General features: G+C 41.7%; 10 protein-coding genes. 4 read left to right on the top strand and 6 right to left on the bottom strand.

Annotated elements, in window-relative coordinates; translation table 11 throughout:
* Positions 1-187: 187 nt before the first annotated feature.
* The 6 genes from ACT3IB_RS15450 to ACT3IB_RS15425 form a co-directional block, all read right to left on the bottom strand.
* Positions 188-1,324 (bottom strand): TlpA family protein disulfide reductase, encoded by a 1,137-nt coding sequence (locus ACT3IB_RS15450; RefSeq protein WP_491539919.1) that lies wholly within the window; start codon positions 1,322-1,324, stop codon positions 188-190.
* Positions 1,325-1,448: 124 nt separating this feature from the next.
* On the bottom strand, positions 1,449-2,069 hold the full coding sequence (locus ACT3IB_RS15445) for a class I SAM-dependent methyltransferase (RefSeq protein ID WP_491539918.1): 621 nt from the start codon (positions 2,067-2,069) through the stop codon (positions 1,449-1,451).
* 290 nt (positions 2,070-2,359) lie between these two features.
* On the bottom strand, positions 2,360-2,704 hold the full coding sequence (locus ACT3IB_RS15440; protein ID WP_491539917.1) for a DUF6122 family protein: 345 nt from the start codon (positions 2,702-2,704) through the stop codon (positions 2,360-2,362).
* Between the two features lie 258 nt (positions 2,705-2,962).
* Positions 2,963-3,145, bottom strand: coding sequence for a glycine zipper domain-containing protein (locus tag ACT3IB_RS15435; RefSeq protein WP_491539916.1), 183 nt, complete (start codon positions 3,143-3,145; stop codon positions 2,963-2,965).
* Positions 3,146-3,248: 103 nt separating this feature from the next.
* Positions 3,249-3,443 carry a helix-turn-helix transcriptional regulator gene (locus ACT3IB_RS15430; protein WP_491539915.1) on the bottom strand — a complete coding sequence of 65 codons (195 nt, stop codon included), beginning with the start codon at positions 3,441-3,443 and terminating at the stop codon, positions 3,249-3,251.
* A complete protein-coding gene (locus ACT3IB_RS15425) occupies positions 3,440-3,859 on the bottom strand; it encodes a hypothetical protein (RefSeq protein WP_491539914.1) in 420 nt (139 codons plus the stop codon). Before ACT3IB_RS15425 ends, ACT3IB_RS15430 begins: the two co-directional genes overlap by 4 nt.
* A gap of 1,046 nt (positions 3,860-4,905) precedes the next feature.
* On the opposite strand from ACT3IB_RS15425, the gene ACT3IB_RS15420 reads away from it, so the two are divergent.
* From ACT3IB_RS15420 to ACT3IB_RS15405, 4 genes are all read left to right on the top strand, one after another.
* The gene (locus tag ACT3IB_RS15420; protein WP_491539913.1) at positions 4,906-5,328 is read left to right on the top strand and encodes an IS110 family transposase; all 423 of its coding nucleotides are present in this window, start codon (positions 4,906-4,908) and stop codon (positions 5,326-5,328) included.
* On the top strand, positions 5,288-5,566 hold the full coding sequence (locus ACT3IB_RS15415) for a transposase (protein ID WP_491539912.1): 279 nt from the start codon (positions 5,288-5,290) through the stop codon (positions 5,564-5,566). The genes ACT3IB_RS15420 and ACT3IB_RS15415 overlap by 41 nt, the downstream gene beginning before the upstream one ends.
* Entirely contained in the window at positions 5,493-5,840 is a 348-nt protein-coding gene (locus ACT3IB_RS15410; protein ID WP_491539911.1) for a transposase, read from the top strand. Before ACT3IB_RS15415 ends, ACT3IB_RS15410 begins: the two co-directional genes overlap by 74 nt.
* A gap of 350 nt (positions 5,841-6,190) precedes the next feature.
* A complete protein-coding gene (locus ACT3IB_RS15405; protein WP_491539910.1) occupies positions 6,191-7,033 on the top strand; it encodes a carboxypeptidase-like regulatory domain-containing protein in 843 nt (280 codons plus the stop codon).
* Positions 7,034-7,267 lie beyond the last annotated feature (234 nt).

Below are 7,267 nucleotides of genomic sequence, written 5' to 3'. Positions count from 1 at the left end.
GGCGATCGACTGCCACTGGACTTAACCCGTAACCATGAAAAGTAAGCAGCCCGGACAGAGTTTAGTTTACACACCCTGTACTCCATAGCCAGGAAGAAGTTTAAGTCGACACTTCTTTTTGTGGGATAATCAATCTACTCAGTTATTAATTTGAGTGTAAGCTTCTCTGTGAATCGTTGAATATCAATTATGGGTTTTGCTCTGAAAATAACTCCTCAAGTTTCTCTTCAAGTTCCCGGCCATGAATGTCTTTTGCCACGATGACGCCGTTTTCATCGACAAGGAAATTTTTAGGGATTGCCGTTATGGCATATTCTTCAGCAATCTGGTTTGAATAGCCGTCAACCGTAGATACATTGATCCATGTTCGGTTGTCTTCTTTAAGTGCCCGAATCCATCGGTCTTTCTCGTACTCAATGCCAAATCCGAAAATCTCGAATCCGGAGCTATGGTATCGGTCATACATTTTTCCCAAGTGGTCACTTTCTGATCTACAGGGTCCGCACCAGCTGCCAAAAAAGTCTATTAAAGTGTACTTGCCCAGATTATTATAAAGGGAACGTTCTACGCCCGAAGTATCCGGTGCGACAATTTCTGAGACTTTGCCGCCGAGTGACACCTGTTTTAAAATTCTTACTTTCTCTGATACGAGCTTTGCTACTTCAAGTCCTTTATGACGTTCAGCAAAATCAGTGGCAAGCTGATCATAGTAATCCATGTGTTTATCGCCGTTCCAGCGAACCATGGTCGGGTAGATGGCGATAGAGGTTCCCATCTTTTTAACTGCATGTATCAGAGTATCTCGATACTGTTCTTCTGCCTTTAACACCCGGTCCCCAAGCTTTTCAATCCGGGCAGCATTTTCTGGGTTATCTTCTTCCAGCAAATCTTCCAATTGCGTCCTAATCGGATACACTGTGTCTCTCAAAACCTGCATTCGGAATTCTTCATACTCTTCAAAAAGTTCGGTGTCCGGCGAATCCGATACCTCATATTTATCTTCGCCATAAAAGTTGATCGAAATCTGTTGTCCGGAATCAGCAATGAAAGGTACATGCAGGGAATCGTGAATGCGCAACCGGTAATAATGAGGCTCAAGACGGTAGGATGAGGAAAATGTGCTGTCGGTCTGTACCGACAAAGTATCCACGATATCGAATTGAGTGGCATTTAAACCTTTTGCCTGTTGTAATAACACACTCTCGGTATCGATGTTATTGAGCTTTCCTTCTACAGAAAATACCGGCTCTTCTTTTTGTGTTGTACAGGAGAAAAACAGAGCTATTGAAACAGCCAGGATGGTTAGAGATGTCTTCGAAATCACGATGTAATAATTAATTTTAAGTTGAATATTGATGTAGACAGCTATAGCGAAATGTTTCCTGTCTTAGGGCGTCATCAGAATCGAGGGAACGAATTGTAGTATATGCCAACTGCTAAGATAATATTCAAGACTTTTGTGCAACCATTAAAAAAATAGGGAATGTTTTGGTTTCACCATGGTCATTAATCTCTCGTTCCATTTTATAGGCTGTTGAAAAGGCTATATTCGTAAAGCCTAGTTTTTCCGCCAACCCTGCCAGCTTTTTTCGGTCAAATCCTTTATGGACATCATCAACATCATGACCATGAAAAGATCCATCTTCTTTATCAAGATCGGCTACACAAAGGTATCCTCTGGGATTTAGGAGCTTATAAAATTGGTTAAGGATAAGTTGGGTGTCTGGAATATGGTGAAGAGTCATCATGGTATACACCAAATCAAATTGCCTGTCCGGCAGTGGATCCTTGGTCAGATCAAGATTGACTGGGTGCATATTATCTATCGTTTTATCCTGAATCTTATCACGAAGTACTTCCAGCATTCCAGTTGAAGTATCGGCTAAAGTAATAGGCCCTATTTTTTCACGGAGCTCAAAACTTAGCTGGCCGGTTCCACAACCATACTCAAAAGCAGACATATTGTTTGATAATGGAACATGTGATTTTATTTCTTCAGCAATATTTTCTGCGCGTTCTTGACTTTCAGGGGTATCCCAATCTTGGGCTTCTTCATCAAATCGAGACATAAATAGATGTAATAAATTAAATTTCTGGCGGGATATTTATAATTAGCAATCAATATACTTCAATCTTCTGTTAATTTTCCAACTCTCTAACAACCTTTCAGATGTGCTGCGTTCAAACGAACGTTAATTGCCAAGATGTAATTCATAATTTGGAACTTATAAATATGGAAACAGGCGTTTATTCTTTGAGGCTTCAGCAGGGAGAAAGGCGACCCTCGGGGATTTCTGAACACATGAGTAATACTACTCAGATTGCATTATCCATCTGCCATATTTTAAATAATAATTTGCTATGTCATACAGTCGATCCAATCGAGTGCCATGTGGATAAGTAGTCCAAGACCTGCCAGGTGTAGTAAACGAGTGGAGGAGTGGAAACCCTGCCTCTCAGCTTTTCGTCCAAAAACAAGAGGAAGAGCAAACATCAATACATAGATTGTGATGGCTGGTGCAGTGTGCAACGGATGGAAACCGATGGAGCATCGACTGGGATCATATATGGGCTCAGCCAGCAAGTGATCTAGATCAACAAGCAATGTCGCAATCATGATCACCGTCGCGTTTTGCCATCGGCTATGATAAAATGCGAAAGCGACAATCAGGGGAACGATGAAATGCAGAACGATATGAATCATCTTTTGAGAATGGTTATGGAGTAAAGCAATATAAGGGTTGGTGCTTTTACGGAAGGTGCCCAGATGTGGAATTTAATTAAAACGAAACATTAACTAATAAGCGAAAGGAAGAAAAGAGAGACCGATGTAAGTCCGAGCCAAGAGCACAGGTTATAATGCGTTTTGTAATAAGGAAAGAAGTTTCAATGGTTCGTATAGACTGTGTGATAATATGTAATAGTCACGACTTGATCTGACAGTCAGCCGTTAAAAGCTTTTTTAATATTTGTTTTCATCGCTATTCTCATTTTCTTGTTCTTGACCTATAGTGATACCAATTGCTGTACCCAGCGCTGTCCCTAAGCTAATCCATAGAGCTAAATCATCCGTTAGAACGCCTATTACAGATCCAATTGCAGCACCGAATGCTGCCCCTAAAACCAAAGTTTTTTCGTTTTTCATATTTTTGTCATTAGAATTACCTGTTACATAACACAAAAATTTCGCATGTTATGTCTATTTTTTTCTTTTTATTTCTGTTGGGTTTTTAAGATTAGTTTGTTTTTTATTTCTCATCGTCAAAAATTTCTTCGATCTGCTTATCAAAAAGTCTCGCAATGCTAAATGCCAAGGGAAGACTTGGATCATACTTTCCGTTTTCAATTGCATTAACGGTCTGCCGTGATACATCTAATGCGCTGGCCAGATCAGCCTGAGTCCAGTCACGTTCAGCCCGAAGTACTTTCAGTCGGTTTTTCATTTGTATCGTCTTAGGTTTATTAGCAGAGAAATGAAATATGAAAGGGCAATCAAAATAATTACTCCAGCAATTTCCGCATCAAAAGGGATCACATTTGTAGCATCTAACATTGAATAACTAATGCCGCCTACAACGGCCAGGCCCAATGAAATGCCCATCGACTCTAAGTGAACTTTTTGCAGCATCTCATCCAGTTCCCTCAAATGTTTGATGTTCGCTATGATCATACCGATTCCAATACCAAAGTTCAGAAGTATGATAAGCGTGTTTATCAGATCATTTGCTCCCCAGAATAACTGATGTCCGAAGGCTGCCAGGGCAACCGATAAAACCCAGAGCAAAGTCCAAATTGCAAGAGAGACCGTTTTCTTTCTGGTCCTCTTCTCCTTATCGCTTGATTGTCCTTTATTATTCATTTGTAATCCTTATCTATCTTTATGTTAAGTAAGCTTTACATATAGTATTGCTAATTTTAATTAATGTCAATCATGCTTTACATATTTATTAGGAGGTCAATATTTTTAAGGCGGCAATGAGCTATTTTTAAAGGGCTCTTGAGAAATTTTTTGACGTAGCAAAATCTGTATGATAAAAGGCTTCAGCCCATTAGTGAAGTGAAATGGACTGTGATTTTAAAAGAGCATCCACCTCGCTACCTTGTAGTGCAAATAACTGCATTACAGGGGGATACCAGCAGAATGGGTGGTATCGAGTACCTAAGAAAAGTTCTCAAATGCAAAGTGAATATATCTTCTATGAGGTAAATTCCTTCAAAGTATGAAGTGATTTAGCATCTAGTCCCTCTTTTTTCATGGCTTGCTTGGCTTCATCCGATGCCATAAAAGTTTGAAACTTATCCATATCTGGTATATCCAGTAGCAGACTTGTTGTATTAGGATTTTGTTCATTTCTGAAGGTGCGTGCCTTGACACCTATTTTAGCAAATATCTCATGTCGTCTTCCCGGTAATTTTTTCCATGCTTTTGCCTAGTGGTTTCTATCTTTTACATCGTGATAAATAATTACTGTTGCCGTAAATACCTCGCCAATTTATTTTTTTGATATGAAGAAAGCCAAATCTTTCTTTTGATGTAAATTTAATAAAAATTACAATTTAGGGATTAAAATACTACCTGTAAGACACTCTGAAACGGCCTAAAGATTGCAAAAATAGTGGGCCTATTACGCTCTGGCGTATAAGAGGTCCTTGTGGAATCCAACAAGGTCGGGCTACGCAGTGGCATTCCACGGGCCACCTTAATGTGCGGGATCTTTCCAAAAAGGAAGTCCTCACTTCGATTAGAGATTATCAATCGCAACTAATCCAAGGAGGACTCCATGACCTAAGTAGGAATAGATCTCCACGCAAATAATATGGTAATTGTAGCGATTAACGGCAATGGAAAGGTGGTAAGAGAGGCGAAGCTGCCGACTTCAAGCCGTTCATTAGAAAACTTTTTCTGTGACTTGGAAGCATCCCTTCCGGGCTGTGGTCGAATGCACCAGCAGTCGGTACTGGTTGAGCGATTGGTGCCGGGCCAACGGCATCGAGCTGACCCTGGCCCACGCAAAGATGGTCAAGGCGATCAGCTACGCCAAAGTAAAAACCGACACGGTGGATGCGAAGACCCTGGCCGAGTTACTACAGGCCGACCTGATTCCGGAGGCTTATCAAATTAAACATGACCGACGCGAGCTTCGGGAGCTGACCCGCGGACGCCTGCGGATGATCCAGTGGCGGGGGAAGCTGCAGTCCGCGTTGTGGGGCCAAGCCATTAAATACAACGTGCAGATCAGCGGAAGCCAGTGGAGGCAGCTGGATAAGCTGCAGGCTTGGCTCACAGTTGCCACCGGCCGCAAACCTGCAGGCCCGGCTGTTATTTGAGCAAATGAGCCAGTTGCAGACCCACATCCATCGGATAGAAGAAGAAATTGAGCGACAAGTTCCCTTTGAAGCAGCTGCCCAGCGTCTGATGGAAGTGCCCGGGCTGGGCAAGGTAGGAGCCTGGACCATTTTGGCCGAGATCGGAGATATTAGCCGATTCCCCAGTGCCAAGCAATTTACCAGCTATTGTCGGCTGGTACCGGGGGGCCAAAGACAGCGGTGGTTCCCATCGGCATAAGTCAGCCGACAAGAATGGCAACACCTACCTACGAGCAGCCTTGGGGCAGGCAGCCGTCTCCGCCTACACGCACTATAAGGTTGTGAAGAAATTCTATCGCAAGATTAAACGCCGTAGTGGTCGCTCGGTAGCCCGAGCCGTGGTCGCCAAGGAACTGGCCAAAGGCGTATGGTATATGCTGACACGAGATGAAGAATACAAAGGATTTAAGGGGCAGCCAGTAAGGGCTGCTTCCCAAACCTGCTGGCCCCAACCGATAAGTCCGAACGCCTAAGAGGGACACGTTACGTAAGCCCGTGCGTGGGATTGGGACATCGGTTGGTGGGCCGGTTAAAGATCTGGGATAGTGGCTCTGCTTGAGCTACAGTCTCTGTCCATTGATGGAGAATAAGCCCGTAAAGGGGTTTGGATGCCAGTAGGTAATCCGAGCTTGATCACCGACACCGGTTGCCAGCTATAGGTTTGAACCAAGGATTTATTGAACGAAGACAATGCTAAGGTAGGTGAGGACTATCTGCTTGACATTTTCCTTTTTGAAGGGGTTAGGTACACGTGCGGACTGTATTTGAGAAACAATAACTTATTTGCGAAACCATTTAGGCATTTAAACGTAACAACGACCTTATGAAATATACTATTATATTACTTTTACTTTTACCGAATTTATGTTTGGGGCAGGATTCGGTTACTATAGAGGGTAAAGTATTAGATGCTGAAAACAGAGAACCAATATCCTACGCAAATATTGGATTTCCATCCGTAAATATTGGTACAGCCTCCCAGAGAGACGGTAGATTCAAGTTAAAGCTTCCAAAAGATCTAAAAGATGACAGTCTTCAAATATCTGCGATTGGATACAATACTGATAAAGTTCATGTTTCTACTTTTTTAGATAATGGAAGAGTAAGATTCCAATTAACTCCCAAAACCTACCAATTGGAGTCAATTACAGTCACTGATCGGAAAAAATCTAAATGGATTGGTAAAAAAATACCTCCAATTATGGGAAGTGCATCTTATGGATTTCGAACCCATCCAGAGAGGTTGGGAGCAGCTTTTGCCTTTAGGGTTACGTGGGATAAGAAACTACCAATTAAAATTCTTCACTCAAGAATCTTGCTAAAAAGAGCTAGTAATGATTCGTTAAAAATTCGCTGTGGAATAGCAAAAGTTGACCCCGATACAAAATTACCTGCCAATGAATTTGTTAATAATCGAGTAGTTAGCACAGCAGCAAAAGAAAAAGGATGGATGACCTGTAATTTTGATAAGGAAAACGTTTTTATAGATGAAAGTAAATTTTTTATTGTTTTTGAATGGCTTAATAAAGAAGATGAAAGAGTAGTACCAATGATTGCAACGGGACTATTTTTTAAATCGGATTCCTATAAAAGGCATCATGCATTGGCAAAATGGGAAAAGTCTAGTGCAGATAACTTAATCTACAGTGTAAAAGTAGAATATTAAAGATAAGCTTTAGAAGTGTACCTAACGACATGGCGCATAAGCTGCGCCGAGATTATTGACGGTTTATAAATGACAAAATTTGAACTGTAAAAACAAAAACCGGAAACAATGGGCGAGCGGCGTCCGCGTTAATGCGAATTGGCGAGGTGCGTCCGACTTAATGCGTATTCTAAGACTAAGTCAACTCATTTTATTGCCTCATGTTGATGTATCTTTACATATGGGGTGCCTCGA

Source organism: Fodinibius sp. GM21 (assembly GCF_058386955.1).
This window is presented reverse-complemented; position numbering and strand designations above follow the sequence as displayed.